Source organism: Noviherbaspirillum galbum (genome assembly GCF_010974945.1).
Classification (GTDB): domain Bacteria; phylum Pseudomonadota; class Gammaproteobacteria; order Burkholderiales; family Burkholderiaceae_D; genus Noviherbaspirillum; species Noviherbaspirillum galbum.
Map to the genome: position 1 here is coordinate 14,800 of NZ_JAAIVB010000062.1, position 15,558 is coordinate 30,357.

Genomic DNA, 15,558 nt, shown 5'->3' on the forward strand with positions numbered 1-15,558 from the left:
GGCGCGCGGCCCGGCCGACGTCAAGCCTTCGCCACCAGGCGGACGAAATCGAGGGAGGACACGATTCCTTCCACCTTCCCATCTTGCGCGACCACCGCATGGTGGATGCCGCGGTCGGCCATCAATGCGGCGACTTCCTTGATGCTGACGTCGGGCGCGACTTCGAGCGGCCGGTAGTGGCAGATTTCCCAGACCTTCACCTGCGCGGCGTCCTTGCCGCTGGCATGGAAGCGCAGCAGGTCGCCGGATGTGATGATTCCCAGCAGGCTGCCGCCGGTGCTCCGGACCGGCGCGGCAGAGACATGGCGTTGCGCGAGCAGCGCCTCGACCTCCTGTATGGTCTGGTCGAGCGTCACGCTGCTGGCGAGCGGTTGCATCAGGGAGGCGATCGGCGCAAGGCAGGCATCTGTGGCAAGGTTCATGGCGGCTCCTGCATCAGCGGCTGGAGCTGCCTACCTTACTCCGCGCCGTCCCGTTTTTTTTGATCTGGTTCAAGCGCGGCCGGATGGGAGCCGGATAATGGCCTCATGCAAGAGAAGGGCCCGGATGCCGGCCGCATTTCCCGACGCGCTTTTTCCGGCTTGCTTTTTCCGATGTGTTTTTCCCGCGAGGACATGGTGACGCGCGAACCGCTTTCCCTTATCGACGCCGCGTGGCTGAGGATGGATCGTCCGTCGAATCGCATGATGATCGTCGGCATGATGGAATTCCGCGAGCGGCTGGCGATGGCGAAGGTGTCGCAGGTCCTGCATGCCCGCCTGCTGCGCTTTCCGCGCTTCCTGCAGCGGGTGGCACAGGATGGCGCGCCGGCCTGGGAAGACGACGCCGGCTTCGATTTCGACTGGCACCTGCGCCATGTGCTATTGCCTCGCGGCATGCGGCTGCAGGACAAGGTCAGCGAGCTGGCCGGCATGCCGCTCGATCCGGACCGCCCGATGTGGCAGTTCCACGTGATCGACATGCCGGGAGCGGGATCGGCGCTGGTATTGAGGATCCATCATTGCTACGGCGACGGTTTCGCGCTGATGCATGTCGTGCATGGCATGACGACGGCCGCGGCCGCCGGCGCCTATCCGGAAGAGGCGCTCCCCTCCTTGCAGCGCGGCGCCTGGGAACGCATCTTCGGTCCTGCGTCCGAAGCGCTCGGCGACGCGTTGCGCGCCGCCGACCGGGCGCTGGCCGGCGGCATCGCGCTCGCCGTCGAACCGCGCACGGCGTTGGACATGGGACGCGCCTATGCCAGCTTCGTGGCCGAGGCGGCCACGATCGCCGCCATGGCGCCGGACACGCCGACCCTGCTCAAGGGCAGGCTCGGCGCGGAAAAGCGGGTGACGTGGTCCACGCCCTTCAGCGTCGACGAGGCAAAGGCGGTCGCCAGGTGCCTGGCATGCTCCGTCAACGATCTGCTGCTCAGCTGCATGGCCGGCGCCCTGCGGACTTACCTGCTGGACCGCGGCGACGCGCTCGGAGGCGCACGGGGCGGGGCGGCCGGACCGGCCGAGATCAGGGCGCTGGTGCCGGTCGACCTGCGGGATGTCGGAGACGCGGCCAGCCTCGGGAATCATTTCGGGCTGGTATTCCTGGCCCTTCCCGTGCACCTGGCCGATCCATACGCGCGGCTGCAGGAGGTGCACCAGCGCATGGAAAGGCTGAAGCAATCCCGTCAGCCGCAGGTCGCGATGGGCATCCTGGCGGCGATGGGAGTGTTGCCGGAAACCATGAAGGAGCGGGTGCTCGAGACCTTGGCGGCGAACGCGAGCGCGGTCATCAGCAACGTGCACGGCATGGAAAAGCGGCGTTTCTTCGCCGGCAAGGAAATACGGCGCCAGGTGTTCTGGGTGCCCCAGTCCGGCGGCATAGGGCTGGGCGTCAGCCTGCTCAGTTACGCCGGGCAGATCGACATCGGCGTGATGAGCGACGTCCTGCGCGTACCGGATCCCGAGACGATCATCGACGGTTTCCAGGCCGAGTTCGACCGCATGCTGACCGGCCTGCTGCTCGCCGCCTGGCCGGCGCGCAACGGGAAGCGGTCAGGGCGTCCTGCAGGCAGCGAGCATCGACCGAGCGCATCACGCATGAAGGCGGACCGCCTGCGCCAGGCGTCCGGTGAAACAGCATCGACGGAGCATGATCATGAACAACATCTGGCTGAAAAGTTATCCGCAAGGCGTGCCGGCGCAGATCGACACGGAACATCTGCCCACGCTCAATGAACTGCAGGCGGGCATCTGCGCGCGCTTTGCCGGAAAACCCGCGTTCAGCAGCCTCGGCGGCACCATCAGTTTCGCGGAGCTGGCCGAGCAGAGCGCGGCGTTCGCGGCCTACCTGATCAACGACCTGGCCTTGGTCCGTGGGGAGCGGGTGGCCCTGATGATGCCGAACCTGCTTCAATATCCGGTGGCCTTGTTCGGCGTGCTGCGCGCGGGCGGCGTGGTCGTCAACGTCAATCCCCTGTACACGCCGCGCGAATTGCATCACCAGCTGGCGGATTCCGGCGCCAGCGTCATCGTCGTGCTCGACCAGTTCGCGCACGTGGTGCAGGAAGCCATGGCGGGAACGAGCCTGCGGCACGTCATCGTCACCCGGATCGGCGACCTGCTGCATTTTCCGCGCGCGCAGCTGGCCGACTTCACCGTTGCTCACATCAAGCACCTGGTGCCCGAATGGCACATCGACCTTGCCCGTCCTTTCAACGAAGCCCTGTCGAGAGGGCGCGGCCGCGCGCCGAAGTACATCACCGTGCGGCCGGAGGATGCCGCCTTCCTGCAATACACCGGCGGCACGACCGGCGTGCCCAAGGGCGCGGTGCTTACCCATGCCAGCGTCGCCGCCAACGTCGAGCAGACGCTGGCATGGGTCAGCCACGTCCTGAAGGAAGGCGAGGAAGTCGCGGTCATTCCCTTGCCGATGTACCACATCTTCGCGCTCACCACCACGCTCTGCTTCTTCGCGCTTGGCGCGCGCAACGTGCTGATCACCAATCCGCGCGACCTGCACGGCTTCGTCAAGGAAATCCGGAACCTGCGGTTCTCCGCGATGATCGGGGTGAACACCCTGTTCCATGCCCTGCTCGAAGCGGAGGGCAGCGACGAGATCGACTGCTCCGCCGTCAAGGTGATCGTCGCCGGCGGCATGGCGGTGCAGACCAGCGTCGCGCGCCGCTGGCAGGAACGCTTCGGCATGCCCATCATCGAAGGCTACGGCCTGACCGAGACCTCGCCCATCGTGTGCGCCAATCCGCTGGATGGCCATTTCCACACCGGTTCGGTCGGCCTGCCCGTGCCTTCTACCGAAGTCTGCCTCCTGGACGAGGAGGGCGCTGAAGTGCCGCCGCACGAGACGGGTGAAATCGCGGTGCGCGGGCCGCAGGTGATGCGCGGCTACTGGAACCTGCCGGCGGAGACCGCGGGCGTGTTCACGCAGGACGGATGGCTGCGCACCGGCGACATCGGCACCTTTACCGAGGAGGGTTACCTGAAGATCCTCGACCGCAAGAAGGAACTCATCAACGTCTCCGGCTTCAAGGTGTTCCCGAACGAGGTGGAAAACGTCGTCGCCATGCACCCCGGCGTGCTGGAGGTTGCGGCCATACCCGCGCCGGACGAACGCGCCGGGGAAGTGGTCAAGATCGTGGTCGTGCGGCGCGACGCGTCGCTGACGGAAGACGTGCTGATGGCGCATTGCCGCGCCAACCTGACTTCCTACAAGGTGCCGCGATACATCGTGTTCCGCGACGAACCGCTGCCGAAATCGAACATCGGCAAGATCCTGCGCCGCGTCGTGCGCGACCAGGAAAACACGGCCTCGCCCGCCGCCGGCCAGCACACTGCCGCCGCGCCGGACGCGGCGGCAGCCTCATGAACTTCACCCACACGCTGAAAGGAATTTCACCATGAACAGCAAGCATACCGCTCCCGGCACCGACGATGACGACAAGCTGATGGAAGAGGTCAGCGCATCGATGCATGAAATCTGGAAGGCCGGCCTCGGCGCCTACATCAAGGCGCGGCACGAAGGCAACGCGATCTACCGCGACCTGGTGAAGGAAGGCGAGCAGCTGCAGGAGCGCATGCGCCAGACCGCGGCCGAGCGCTGGTCCGGCATGGCCGACGCCTTGACCAAGATGGCCGAGGGCGCGGCGAAGCGCACCGCCGGGCAGCGCGAGAAGCTCGAGGCAGTGTTCGAGGAACGCGTATCGCAGGCCCTGCAAACCATCGGCGTGCCGACGCAGCGCGACATCGACAGGCTCATCGAGCGCATCGAGGAATTGCGCCGCGATGTCGGCAAGCTGACGCCCGCGTCCGGCAGCACGCGCAAGTCCGCCGCAGCCCCGGCGCAAAGCCGCGTCAAGCGAATCGAAGGCACGGCGGTGCAAGCGAAGCGCAAGGCGAGCGAGCGCAGCGTCCCGCGTGCGTGAAGACCGTGCCGACCGCGCCGCGTCCGCTGGACCGCAAGGAAATCGCCGCCACGCTGCGGCGCGACCTTGCGACCGTGAGCGCGGAGCGGCGCGCCGCGTCGGCTAGCCCGCAGGTCCACGCGGCACGCCTCGCGCTGCGGCGCTTCCAGGCGGCGCGGCTGCGCCATACTCATGCCGACCTGCTGGCGGGGCCGGGTACCCAGGACGCCGCGCGGTTCTTCCTGTCCGACCTCTACAGTTCCGAAGACCTGACGGAACGCGATGCCCGTCTGGAAAAGCTCCTGCCCGTCATGGAAGCCCTGCTGCCGGTGGAAGCCCTGGCGGCGGCAGGAAGTGCGATCGCGCTCGACGCCTTGTCCGAAGAGCTCGACGCGGGCATGGCGCGCCGCCTGGGAACGGCATTCACCCCGAAGGACTATGCCGAGGCCTACCGCCTGACCGGCAGGCGGGAAGACCGGGAAGAGCAGCTGGCGCGCATACTCAAGCTCGGCGAGGCCTTGTGCCGGCTGGTGACATACCCGGCCGTGGGTACGGCATTGACGGCGATGCGCAAGCCGGCGCTCCTGGCAGGGTTCTCGCCGATCCAGCGCTTCCTTGAAGCGGGTTTCCGGGCGTTCCGCACGCTCGACGATCCGGGCGGATTCATGCGCAAGATCGAGACCAGGGAAAAGCGCATCATGCTCGCCTTGTACGAGGGCGCGCCCGATCCGCTGGAAACCGGCTGAATCATGACAGGGCGGACAGGAACCGGGAGCGCGGCATGAAGGCATCCTGCATTGCGGTCATCGACGGCGGCACCACCCGCACCCGCGTGCGCGTCTGGGACGGCCGCGCCATCGTCTGGGAAGCCAGCAGAATCGCCGGCGCACGCGACGTCGCGCTGCGCGGGAAGGATGCGGTGCGCCAGCCTCTCGCCGGCATGCTGGACGACGCGCGGCGAGCGCATGATTGCCGCGACGTCGTCGCCTACGGCATGATCACCAGCGACAATGGGCTGCGGGAAGTGCCCCATCTTGCCGCCCCGGCCAGCTTCGAACGGCTGGCCGGGGCAATCGTGGCGGACGACATCCCGGGGCTGGGGCCGGTGCATTTCATCCCGGGCGTCAAGACCACGGTCAGCGAGCCGCAGGTGGAAGACATCGGCTCGCTGGACGTCATGCGCGGCGAGGAAACGGAGGTTTTCGGCTTGCGGGCGGCGCTGGGCCTGACCGGACGCGCGGACTTCTTCCATGTCGGCTCGCACCACAAGCTGATCCGCACCGACGAGCGCGGCATCATCGGGTCATGCACCGCGCTCACCGGCGAACTGCTGGCGGCCCTGCAGCGCGATACCATCCTCGCCGCGAGCATGGCGCCGCTGGAGCAACTGGATCAGCTGGACCCGTCCGGGGAACCGGACGGTGACGCCTGGAACGCCGGTCGCATCGTGGCGCAGCGGCAAGGCTTTTCCCGCGCCGCGTTTTGCGTACGCCTGCTCGACCAGCTTCTGGCCAAGCCGCCCGCCTATGCCAGCGCCTTCCTGCTCGGCGCGGCCGCCAGCCTGGACCTGCCGCTGCTGCTGTCGAGCACCAAACTTTACCTCTACGGACACCGGACCATCACCGGCCCCCTGTGCCGCTACCTGCGGTCGGAACGCCGGATGGTGGATCTCGTTCCGCCGGAACGCATCGCGCCGGCCGCCACCGCCGGCGCGGCCGCGCTGCTGCGGGCCCGCCTGGAGCTGACCGCGCCGTGAAAGGACATCATCATGGAAAACGCCACCCGCCAATTCATCCTCGACATTCTCGACCACGGAAAGGACCTGACGCTGGCGACGGTCAGGCCCGACGGCTATCCGCAAGCCACGACGGTCAGCTACGCCAATGACGGCATGACGATCTACGTCGGCATCGGCAGGAACAGCCAGAAGGCGAAGAACATCAGCCGCAACAACAAGGTGTCGCTGACCATCAACAAGGACTACCAGAGCTGGAACGACATCCAGGGCTTGTCCATCGGCGGCACCGCCGAGATCCTGGCCGACCCGGAGCAGCTGCGCCACGCCGCCGACTGCCTCATCCGCCGCTTCCCGCAGCTCAAGGATTGGACGGGATCGAACCAGTCGGACGACATCCTTCTGGTGCGCATCCATCCGAAGGTCGTTTCGGTCCTGGACTACCAGAAGGGTTTCGGGCATACCGAGCTTGCCAGTATCGAATCCTGAATGCCGGCGCGCGGATGAGCCTTGCCATTGCGCTACCCGGATATGCCGTCGCCCATGCACTCCAGGAGGGCCGTGCGCAGGGCATGCATCGTGTACGGCTTGACGAGGAATTTCACGCGCAGTGCGTTTAGGCGGTGGGGAGCGACGACATATCCGCTTGCCAGGATGACCGGCATGCGGGGTCGTCGCGTCGCAATTTCACTCGCCAGCGCGATGCCGTCCATCCTGCCCGGCATTTGCACGTCGGAGAACACCACGTCATGCGAATCCAGGTCAGCCTTCAGTGCTTCATCCGCGCTTCGGACCGGCACTGCCTTGCAGCCCATCGTTTCCAGCTGGGATACGGTCAACTCCCTGACCGCATCGTCATCTTCCACGCATAGCACCCGAAGACCATGCAGCGAGCTCGCGCGTTCATCCGTGCCGCTCTTCTGGTCGTCGATGACAACGGCACTGCTGCTCCCGCGCGGCAGCAGCAGCGAAACCGAGGTGCCGTAGCTTCCGGTCCTGATCCAGGCCGTTCCGCCGGATTGCTTGGCAAAGCCATAGACCTGGCTGAGTCCCAGGCCGCTGCCTTCGCCGGTATGCTTGGTGGTGAAGAACGGTTCAAACGCCTGGGCGGCGATTTCGGGAGGCATGCCCGGCCCGTTATCCGTGACGCTGAGCCAGATGAAGTCACCGGCCAGATCGTCCACTTCGGAAATCTGCGCTGTCGGAAGATGGACGTTGCGCGCGGTCAGCGTTACGATTCCGCCGGCGGGGAGCACATCCTTGGCGTTGATTGCGAGGTTCAGCAACGCAACCTCGAGTTGCGTGACGTCCGCGTTCGCATGCCACAAGCCCGCCTGCAACCGCAGTTCCAGGGTGATCTTTTCCCGCAGGGCCTGCTGCAGCAGTTCCTGCATGTCCATGACATGCCGCGCGATGTCCAGCGCATCGGTGGAAAGTATCTGCCGGCGTCCGAACGCCAGCATTTGCTGCGTCAGCTTGCTGCCGCGTTCCGTGGCGTGCAGGATGGTATTGGTGAGGCTTTCGGTGCGCGCCGGATCGGCATTCACGTACTGCAGGATGTTGCATGCGCTGGAAATGACCTGGAGCAGGTTATTGAAGTCGTGCGCCACGCCGCCGGCCAGCCGTCCAATGGCTTCGAGGCGGCGGGCTTCATTCAATGCACTCTCGATGCGCTTGCGCTCGTTGCTCTCGTCCTGCAATGCCTGGGTGCGCTCCCGGACCTGATGCTCCAGGTCGACGTTATACGCTTCGAGTTTCTGCATCTGGTCCCGCACAACATATTGCCAGGCCCGAGCCCGGCAAGCCGCTTCCAACGCGATCATCAGCGCCTCGCTGGACATGGGACGGCCGAGTACGGTGACATTGCCGAACTGCCGGAGAAACTGCCAGCGTTCCGGCGTGCCCGCCCTGCCGCGGCCGCCGCCCAGGATGATGACCGGCACGTCCGACCAGACCGGCTGCGCCTGGAGGCAACCCTGCAGCGCGTCGCCGGAATCGATCAACGCTTCTTCCGTCAATAGCACCGCCGCCGTGGAATCGTTGAATGCCGCGCATAGTGCCGCGCCGGATTCGCAGATTTGGGCGGCAACGCCGGTTCGCTCGATGGTTTGGGTCAGCGTCTGCGCATCGCGGCCGAACGATGCGAGAACCAGGACGACGGCATGTTCCAGTGAAATGAATGGCACACTCATTTCGGTACGTTACCCTCATGTCCCCCTTTTCCAATGAAGCGCGGAACGCCGGTCAGCACGCCTTCGAATTCATGGAGTTGCGGTCCGACCTGCACGCCGGAGTCTGTCAGCGTGAATTCGCGGATCGTCGACTCGTGCCGGCCCGGACGCTTCTTCACGACCGAGATGGCCTTGTGAACCGCGCCATCGGCTTCGTAAAAGCGAAGGAGGATCACGGTATCGGTGATGTAGGTGACATCCAGCGGGTCATGCACGTTTTCGAGCAGCCCGGTCTGCCCGACGATGATCAGGCACAACACGCCCATGTTGCTGAGGTACGAGAGCAATTCATGCATCTGCAGCATCAGGGCCTGCTCCTCGTGCATGGTTTCCATGTATGAATTCAGGCTGTCGATGACGACGATACTCACGTCCCTGTCTTCCACCTGCCGGCGCACTTTCCAGATGAATTCGCCGGGAGAAATGCGGGTGGGATTGATCCGCTCCCAATGCACGGAGTCACGCTTGATGGCATCGGAAATGGACATGGAAAGACCGGTGGCGCGTTCCAGCAGCGTTTCCGACGACTCATCGAATGAAAAGTAGGCGGCGCGTTCGCCGCGTTTGGCGGCGGCGTTGGCATATTGAAGAGCCAGCGATGATTTTCCGGCACCGGACGGACCGAGGATGAGGGCGGAATTGCCTCGCACCATTCCGCCGCCGAGAAGGTCGTCCATCTCTGGTATGTCGCTGGATATCGGCTCGTGCGCGAATTCCTTGTGATGCTCGTCGGCGATCAGGCTCGGAAACATTAACACTTCGTTCTTGGTGATCGCGAAATCATGCCAGCCGCTCTGGTAATCCGCCCCGCGCATCTTGATGATGCGCATGCTTCGGCGCACGGAGCCGAACGACCGCTCGCGCTGCTCAAGCAAGATTACGCCGTGGACGGTGCTTTCCAGCTCGTAGCCGCGCGGCTCGGCGGTCAGGTCATCCAGCAACAGCACGGTGGAGTCGCGTTTCAAAAGGAATTGCTTCAATGCGATGATCTGCCGCCGATAACGCATGGCATCTTCCGCCAGCAAGCGGATCTCGGACACCGAATCGATGACCACGCGGGTCGGGTTGTACTTTTCGATGCAGTCGGTGATGAGCTTGATCGTCTTGCTCAATTCCACTTCGGCCGGGAACAGGACGCTCTGCTGGTCGGCGAGGTTCGCTTCGACGGGCACGATTTCACAAATGTCGATGCCGTCCAGGGACCAGTCGTGGCTCTCTGCAGTGCCGCGCAGCTCCTGCTCGGTCTCGGAGAGGGCGATGTAAAGACACCGTTCCCGCTGCTCGGCACCCTTAACCAGGAACTGCATGCCGATACTGGTCTTGCCGGTGCCAGGTTTTCCTTCGAGTAAATGAATGCGGCCCTTCAGGAGGCCGCCACGCAAGATGACGTCCAGCTCCGGCATGCCGGTCTGCAACTTGTGGAAAGCGGTCAACTCATGTCCTTTATGATTTTTGCCTGATGATCGGAAAGCAAAAAGCCATATCACAGCAGATGACCAGCATGCGATGATGAAACTTATGCAATGTTGAGCACGCAGTATAGGGTGAAACCCAACCTACGCTCGCTCCTTGGACCCGGCGAAGCTGGGTTGAGATCAAAAAACCGGCAAATAAAAGATACACGCATGTTGGGCTTGTCACGCCATTGTTCTGGCACAAACCAGGCCGCGCTTGCGGGTTTAGTGAGACTAACGGACCGTCCGCAATAACTAACAAATCAGGCTTAATCCGGTGACTTTTTCTCAAGACGGATTGCGGCGTAGTCCGTTGAAGGCATGACGTCGCAACACTGCAGCAGACGGTTTGCCGGGTCACCATGAGAAATCTCGTCATTGGCTGATTATTGACAAATTCGACTCCAGTTGCCTCAAGGGACTTATTGATTTGTGCGACAATAACTAAACCTATAACAAACCGTGTCTATGGCATTAGCGGGGGAGCTAATTACCATGGGTGAAAGGCGATCAAATGAATAACAACACTTCGCCCGCCCGGCAGGACGCGGTCGCGGATTTAATCCGGCATTACCCCTGGGAGCGTACACCGCTCGGGCCGATCGCCGGCTGGCCGGAGCGCCTGCGCGGCGTCATGGACGCGATGCTGCTCGATCCGGTTCCAACCGCGATTCTTTGGGGCAGGGAAGGGATACTTCTCTACAACGCCGGATACGCCGACATCTGCGGACACCGGCATCCCCGCGTCTTGGGAACCCCTTTGCGCGAGGCTTGGCCGGAAGCCGCGGATTTCAATGGCAAGATGCTGGACGATGTCATGGCAGGCCAGAGCCTCGTTTTCCGTGACGCCTGTTTCAAGCTTGACCGTGACGGCGTCATGCGCGATTCCTGGTTCGATTTGTATTACGGGCCCCTGGCCGACGCCGAAGGCAAGGTCGTGGCGGTGAAGGCGACGGTCGTCGAAACCACCGAGAAGGTCATGGTCGAGCAACGGCTTACCGCGCAGCAGCGCGAGTTGACGCAAGTGGCGGCCCGGCTGCAAGGGTTGGCGGCTGCCACCTCCGATGTGATCTATCGCATGAGCCCGGATTGGGACGTCATGTGCGAGCTTGATGGCCGCGGCTTCATCAAGGATACCCAGGTGCCGTATCGCTCGTGGATCACGGACTACATTCCGGCAGACGAGCAGGACCGCGTAAATACCGCGATTGCCGACGCAATCCGAAACAAGGCGATGTTCGAGCTCGAGCATCGTGTGAGGCGAATTGATGGCAGCATAGGATGGACCTTGTCCCGTGCCATCCCGATGCTGAACCAGCATGGCGATATTGAAGAATGGATCGGCGCGGCCAGTGACATCAGCAAGCGCAAGCAGGCGGAACACGCGCTGCGGGAGAGCGAGCAATTGTTCCGCACGCTGTTCGAGTCGATCGACGAAGGCTTCTGCGTCATCGAATTCATCGATGGTCCGCATGGTCACCTGAGCGATTACGTGCACGTCATGGCCAATCCTGCCTATGCGATCAATGCGGGAATCGCGAACGTGGTCGGCCAGCGCGTGCGCGAAATGCTCCCGCTCGAAGCGGCGGGATGGGTTGAAATCTACAGGCGGGTGTTGCTCACCGGGGAACCCGTCCGCTTCCAGCGCGAACTCGTGCACACCGGACGCCATCTGGAACTGGCCGCGCTGCGCATCGAACCGGCGGAACGCCGCCAGGTAGCGGTCCTGTTCCGCGACGTGACCCAGCGTCATCAAACCGAGCTCGCCTTGCGCGACCTGAACGAAACGCTGGAGCGCCGCGTGGTGGAGGAGGTCGAGCGGCGCACCCACACCGAAGGCGCCTTGCGGCAGGCGCAGAAAATGGAAGCGGTGGGACAGCTGACGGGCGGCATCGCGCACGACTTCAACAACATGCTCGCCGTTGTCTCGAACGCACTCGAGCTCGTTCGCCACCGCGTCGAGACCAGCGACGAGCTTGCCAGCAAATACTTCGGGCTCGCGGAAGGCGGCATCACCCGCGCTTCGGATCTGACGCGGCGCCTGCTCGCCTTCTCGCGGCAACAGCCCTTGCATCCCAGGCCTGTCCCGGTGAACGACTTGATCAGCGGATTGCTGCTGCTGCTGCGGCATTCGCTGGGCGGCGCCATCATCGTCGATACGGTGCTCGCGGCCGATGCATGGCTGACGTATGTCGACCCGAACCAGCTTGAAAACGTGATCCTGAATCTCGCCGTCAACGCGCGTGACGCCATGGCGCTCGGCGGCCGGCTGACGATAGAAACCCGCAACTGCGTACTGGACGAACACTCCGGACCCAGCCTGGCCGCCGTGCCGCCCGGGCCCTATGTCGCAATCGTGGTCAGCGACACCGGATCCGGCATGTCGCCGGACGTGATGACGCGAGCCTTCGATCCTTTCTTCACGACGAAGGAAGTCGGGCGCGGCACCGGTCTTGGGCTGAGCCAGGTATATGGCTTCGTGCGCCAGTCCGGCGGGCAGGTCATCCTCGACTCCATTTCAGGAAAGGGCACGATCATCGAGATGTACTTGCCGCGCTACACCGGCAATGCGAGCGCCGAAGTCGTGGAAAAGGCGCCGGCCGAGATCGTGCCCGGAAATCTGGAAGCGGTTCTCGTCACCGATGACGAAGACAGCGTGCGCATGCTACTCGGCGAAATGCTGACCTACCTCGGCTATCGCGTGTTCTGCGCGGAGGGCGGCGCGGCCGCGTTGCAGATTCTCGCAGATTATCCGGAAATCAAGCTTCTGGTCACCGATGTCCTGATGCCGGAGATGAACGGACGGGAACTGGTCGATGAGGCGTTGAAGCGATATCCCGGCCTCAAGATCCTGTTCACTACCGGCTATGCAGGGAATGTCGCCCTGTCCAGCCAGATGACCGAGCAGCACATCCGTACGCTCATGAAGCCGTTCGTCATCGCGGATCTCGCGTCGCACATCAGGGAGGCACTCGATACCTCCGATAAAAGCCTGCATTGATCGGCATTGGATTGCATTTGCGCATTCCGGCAAGATTCTGCTGCAACACGTCTTCAAACAATCACCATGCTCATTCGCGTACTTTTCGCCGGTATCGTCGCAACCTTGGCGCCTCTCCTTGCCGCAGCCCAGTCCGCGCCATTTGAAGTCAAGACCGTCGCTTACAAAGGGAAACTTCCCTACGTCGAATCCGGCGATGCCAGGCGCGATGCACGCATCAACCATCGCATCTTCCTCGACATGGCCGAGCAGCCGGCCCCGGCCAGGTACTCCGACGGAATCAAGGTACCCAAGGAACAGGACGGGCTCCAGGGCAGTTCGGACTTCGGCTTCTTGGTGTTGCGCAACGACGGGCGCGTGCTGGCGCTCGACGTCGACGCGGAAGGCTGCGGCGCTTACTGCGAGCATTACTCGACCACATATAACTTCGACGCGGCTACCGGGCGCATGATCTTTGCATCGGATATATTCACGCCGGCAGGCGGCAGGACGCTCTTGAACCAGAACCTCGCGAAACGCCTCGCCGAGTACAAGAGAGCCATCGCCGCCCTGAACAAGGATGCCGCGGCCAATCGAAGGAAGAAGCGTATCGCCACGCCCTGGCCGCAGCCAAGGCCCGACAGCAAGCAGGACGAGGAAGAAGATCGCATCGCGACCGCTATCGAGATGTACGAGAGTTGCATGGAGTCGATGCGTTCGCCCGATCACGGCAAGTACTTCACGCTGGCGAATGCATCCCTGCAAATCGACGGCGAGTCCATTACCTTTTTGAACGGCCGCTGCAGCAACCACGCCATGCGTGCGCTGGACGAGGTGGGCGACCAGAAAAACGCATACAAGATCGCGGACCTCGCGCCGCATTTTTCCGCATACGGCAAATATCTCCTGATGGGCGGCCCGCCGGCAGCGCCGCGCGCCGAGCCCTATCGCCAGGTCCTGCAAGGCCGCGTCGGGCAGGCGGCCATCACGCTGTTGTTGTCCGAGCGCTACAGCGACGGTTCCTTGTCCGGCATCTACTTCTACAACAAATACCGGAAGCCCATCCCGCTGAGCGGCAAGGTGAACGGCAACGAAATCGAACTCACCGAGTCCGAGAGTACAGAGTCCCCCAAGCCATTGATCCGGGTGGCGGTCAAGGGCGACAAGCTCGAAGGCCACTGGATCGGCAAGCAGACCATCGACTTCCGGGTTGCACCCTGATCGCTTCCGCGGCTGTTGAAAAATGCTGGATTGCTGCGGAAACCGTCGAGGAGGATCGATTTCCGCAGCGCTGCCGATATGTGCAGCTGGTCGGCTACCTGACCAGCGGGCACGGTGCATCACCCAGATCGGGTTTGCTCTCCTGGCAACTTCGAACTATTTCAAGGCATCTGCAATCGCCTGTATCTCCGCGGCAGTCAACGAAATGCTTTGCATCGCGGGGACGGTTGCGATCGCATTCGATATTTGAAGGGCGGTCCTCCCGCGTTTCGTTGAATTCGCCAGGTCTCCATGGCAGCTTGCACAGTTGGCCGCGTAGAGTTGCGCGCCAGTTGGCGTCGGTGTTGGTGTTGGTGTTGGTGTTGGTGTTGGTGTTGGTGTTGGTGTTGGTGTTGGTGTTGGTGTTGGTGTTGGTGTTGGTGTTGGTGTTGGTGTTGGTGTTGGTGTTGGTGTTGGTGTTGGTGTCGGTGTTGGTGTTGGTGTCGGTGTTGGAGTCGGTGTCGGTGTTGGAGTCGGGCGAACCGCCTTCTCCATGGTTATCTGCGCGGTAATGTTAATTGGCGCACGTCGGTTGGTAAATGAAAGTGGCGAAATGGAAATCGTATAGGCATTACCGTCAACTGTAATCGTCTGCGGACTTCCGAAATCCACTCGGAAATCTTCAGCCGCATCATCGACGCACTGCGGCAACTGGTCTGCAGTCGCGGGGTTGTCGCAAATGGCGATGAGAGTCGGGTTGCCTGACGCGGCCGTACCGCCCACGAAATTGGTTGCCATTCCATTGAATGTGACCGGCATGCCTCCAAGATCGAATGTCAGCATCATGCCGAGGTAGGCAAGACTTCTGCCATCGCCCACGGGGAAGGTTCCCAATGCGATCAATGCACGCTCATTGAGTGCTGCCTCGCCGAGCTTGAGTACCACCGGGTGGCCGGTATTGATCCTGAAGGTGCCCGGATCGATGGTCGCCGTTGGCAGGTTGAGTCCACAATCGAAACCATCCGTGCCGCCGCTTGTGAGAAGTTGTGAGCTGAAGCCCGCAACGAACTGCCTCGGAGTGCATCCAGCCTGAGTTGCCCTGCTGCTTGAATAATCCGGACCTTTCGTCAGGGTTACGCCGGTAATGGATATGAGCGTACTCGCGTTATTGTTCGCGTTGTTGCTCGGACCGCCCTTCTTGTCTGCTTCGCCTGCCGAGCCGGCAGAGGAGGCGCCCGCTGCCAGGACTTGCGGGGCTGCCGCAGTATTGGCGGTCGGGTCTGTAGAAGTATCAGAGCTCCCGCCGCAGCCTGCAAGCAGTGCAGCAATGCAGGAAAGGCTGAATTTCATTCGCATGGCATTCTCCTCTATCTACAAGGAATTGACTTGATTCCAACTGGTATGCTCCCTGTATGGCCATACGCGGAACAAGACACTACAGCGGATTACCTATTGGTTTAGGGGATAACCGCAATGAGCAAACCAGCCCCGGGAGTCTCGGTTGCTGATGGTATTGATGGCTTTTCTAATCGCCTCATCGAGCTCCTCACGCGTACGTGCTT

Annotated in this window: 12 protein-coding genes; 8 read left to right on the forward strand and 4 right to left on the reverse strand. The window is 62.8% G+C overall.

The annotated features are described in order from the left end of the window. Window positions 1–20 precede the first annotated feature (20 nt). Window positions 21–422 carry a CBS domain-containing protein gene (locus G3574_RS17620; RefSeq protein ID WP_163966013.1) on the reverse strand — a complete coding sequence of 134 codons (402 nt, stop codon included), beginning with the start codon at window positions 420–422 and terminating at the stop codon, window positions 21–23. A gap of 105 nt (window positions 423–527) precedes the next feature. On the opposite strand from G3574_RS17620, the gene G3574_RS17625 reads away from it, so the two are divergent. The 6 genes from G3574_RS17625 to G3574_RS17650 are packed head-to-tail and all read left to right on the forward strand — an operon-like array spanning window position 528 to window position 6,620. Next, window positions 528–2,213 carry a wax ester/triacylglycerol synthase family O-acyltransferase gene (locus tag G3574_RS17625; protein ID WP_163966016.1) on the forward strand — a complete coding sequence of 562 codons (1,686 nt, stop codon included), beginning with the start codon at window positions 528–530 and terminating at the stop codon, window positions 2,211–2,213. Further along, on the forward strand, window positions 2,134–3,861 hold the full coding sequence (locus G3574_RS17630; protein WP_163966019.1) for an AMP-binding protein: 1,728 nt from the start codon (window positions 2,134–2,136) through the stop codon (window positions 3,859–3,861). The genes G3574_RS17625 and G3574_RS17630 overlap by 80 nt, the downstream gene beginning before the upstream one ends. Before the next feature lie 31 nt (window positions 3,862–3,892). Beyond that, window positions 3,893–4,417 carry a phasin family protein gene (locus G3574_RS17635; RefSeq protein WP_163966021.1) on the forward strand — a complete coding sequence of 175 codons (525 nt, stop codon included), beginning with the start codon at window positions 3,893–3,895 and terminating at the stop codon, window positions 4,415–4,417. Next, window positions 4,414–5,142, forward strand: coding sequence for an FFLEELY motif protein (locus G3574_RS17640; protein ID WP_163966024.1), 729 nt, complete (start codon window positions 4,414–4,416; stop codon window positions 5,140–5,142). Before G3574_RS17635 ends, G3574_RS17640 begins: the two co-directional genes overlap by 4 nt. 35 nt (window positions 5,143–5,177) lie before the next feature. Then, entirely contained in the window at window positions 5,178–6,152 is a 975-nt protein-coding gene (locus G3574_RS17645; protein ID WP_163966026.1) for a 2-dehydro-3-deoxygalactonokinase, read from the forward strand. A 12-nt stretch (window positions 6,153–6,164) separates the two neighbouring features. Then, the gene (locus G3574_RS17650; RefSeq protein ID WP_163966029.1) at window positions 6,165–6,620 is read left to right on the forward strand and encodes a pyridoxamine 5'-phosphate oxidase family protein; all 456 of its coding nucleotides are present in this window, start codon (window positions 6,165–6,167) and stop codon (window positions 6,618–6,620) included. Between the two features lie 32 nt (window positions 6,621–6,652). Here the strand turns inward: G3574_RS17650 and G3574_RS28830 are convergent, their stop codons facing one another. Both G3574_RS28830 and G3574_RS17660 read right to left on the reverse strand, forming a co-directional pair. After that, window positions 6,653–8,317, reverse strand: coding sequence for a response regulator (locus G3574_RS28830; protein WP_163966031.1), 1,665 nt, complete (start codon window positions 8,315–8,317; stop codon window positions 6,653–6,655). 2 nt (window positions 8,318–8,319) lie between these two features. Next, window positions 8,320–9,795 carry an ATPase domain-containing protein gene (locus G3574_RS17660; RefSeq protein WP_235953494.1) on the reverse strand — a complete coding sequence of 492 codons (1,476 nt, stop codon included), beginning with the start codon at window positions 9,793–9,795 and terminating at the stop codon, window positions 8,320–8,322. Window positions 9,796–10,330: 535 nt separating this feature from the next. Here G3574_RS17660 and G3574_RS17665 point away from each other — a divergent pair. Continuing rightward, window positions 10,331–12,817, forward strand: coding sequence for a PAS domain-containing protein (locus tag G3574_RS17665; protein WP_163966035.1), 2,487 nt, complete (start codon window positions 10,331–10,333; stop codon window positions 12,815–12,817). Window positions 12,818–12,883: 66 nt separating this feature from the next. After that, a complete protein-coding gene (locus tag G3574_RS17670; RefSeq protein ID WP_163966038.1) occupies window positions 12,884–14,017 on the forward strand; it encodes a hypothetical protein in 1,134 nt (377 codons plus the stop codon). Between the two features lie 156 nt (window positions 14,018–14,173). Here the strand turns inward: G3574_RS17670 and G3574_RS28120 are convergent, their stop codons facing one another. After that, window positions 14,174–15,352 carry a c-type cytochrome gene (locus tag G3574_RS28120; RefSeq protein ID WP_205609837.1) on the reverse strand — a complete coding sequence of 393 codons (1,179 nt, stop codon included), beginning with the start codon at window positions 15,350–15,352 and terminating at the stop codon, window positions 14,174–14,176. Between the last annotated feature and the right edge of the window lie 206 nt (window positions 15,353–15,558).

Coding starts and splice junctions, on each gene's coding strand:
- G3574_RS17625 (WP_163966016.1), top strand. CDS start 528: ATGCAAGAGAAGGGCCCGGATGCCGGCCGCATTTCCCGACGCGCTTTT.
- G3574_RS17650 (WP_163966029.1), top strand. CDS start 6,165: ATGGAAAACGCCACCCGCCAATTCATCCTCGACATTCTCGACCACGGA.
- G3574_RS17630 (WP_163966019.1), top strand. CDS start 2,134: ATGAACAACATCTGGCTGAAAAGTTATCCGCAAGGCGTGCCGGCGCAG.
- G3574_RS28120 (WP_205609837.1), bottom strand. CDS start 15,352: ATGCGAATGAAATTCAGCCTTTCCTGCATTGCTGCACTGCTTGCAGGC.
- G3574_RS17620 (WP_163966013.1), bottom strand. CDS start 422: ATGAACCTTGCCACAGATGCCTGCCTTGCGCCGATCGCCTCCCTGATG.
- G3574_RS17635 (WP_163966021.1), top strand. CDS start 3,893: ATGAACAGCAAGCATACCGCTCCCGGCACCGACGATGACGACAAGCTG.
- G3574_RS17645 (WP_163966026.1), top strand. CDS start 5,178: ATGAAGGCATCCTGCATTGCGGTCATCGACGGCGGCACCACCCGCACC.
- G3574_RS17665 (WP_163966035.1), top strand. CDS start 10,331: ATGAATAACAACACTTCGCCCGCCCGGCAGGACGCGGTCGCGGATTTA.
- G3574_RS17670 (WP_163966038.1), top strand. CDS start 12,884: ATGCTCATTCGCGTACTTTTCGCCGGTATCGTCGCAACCTTGGCGCCT.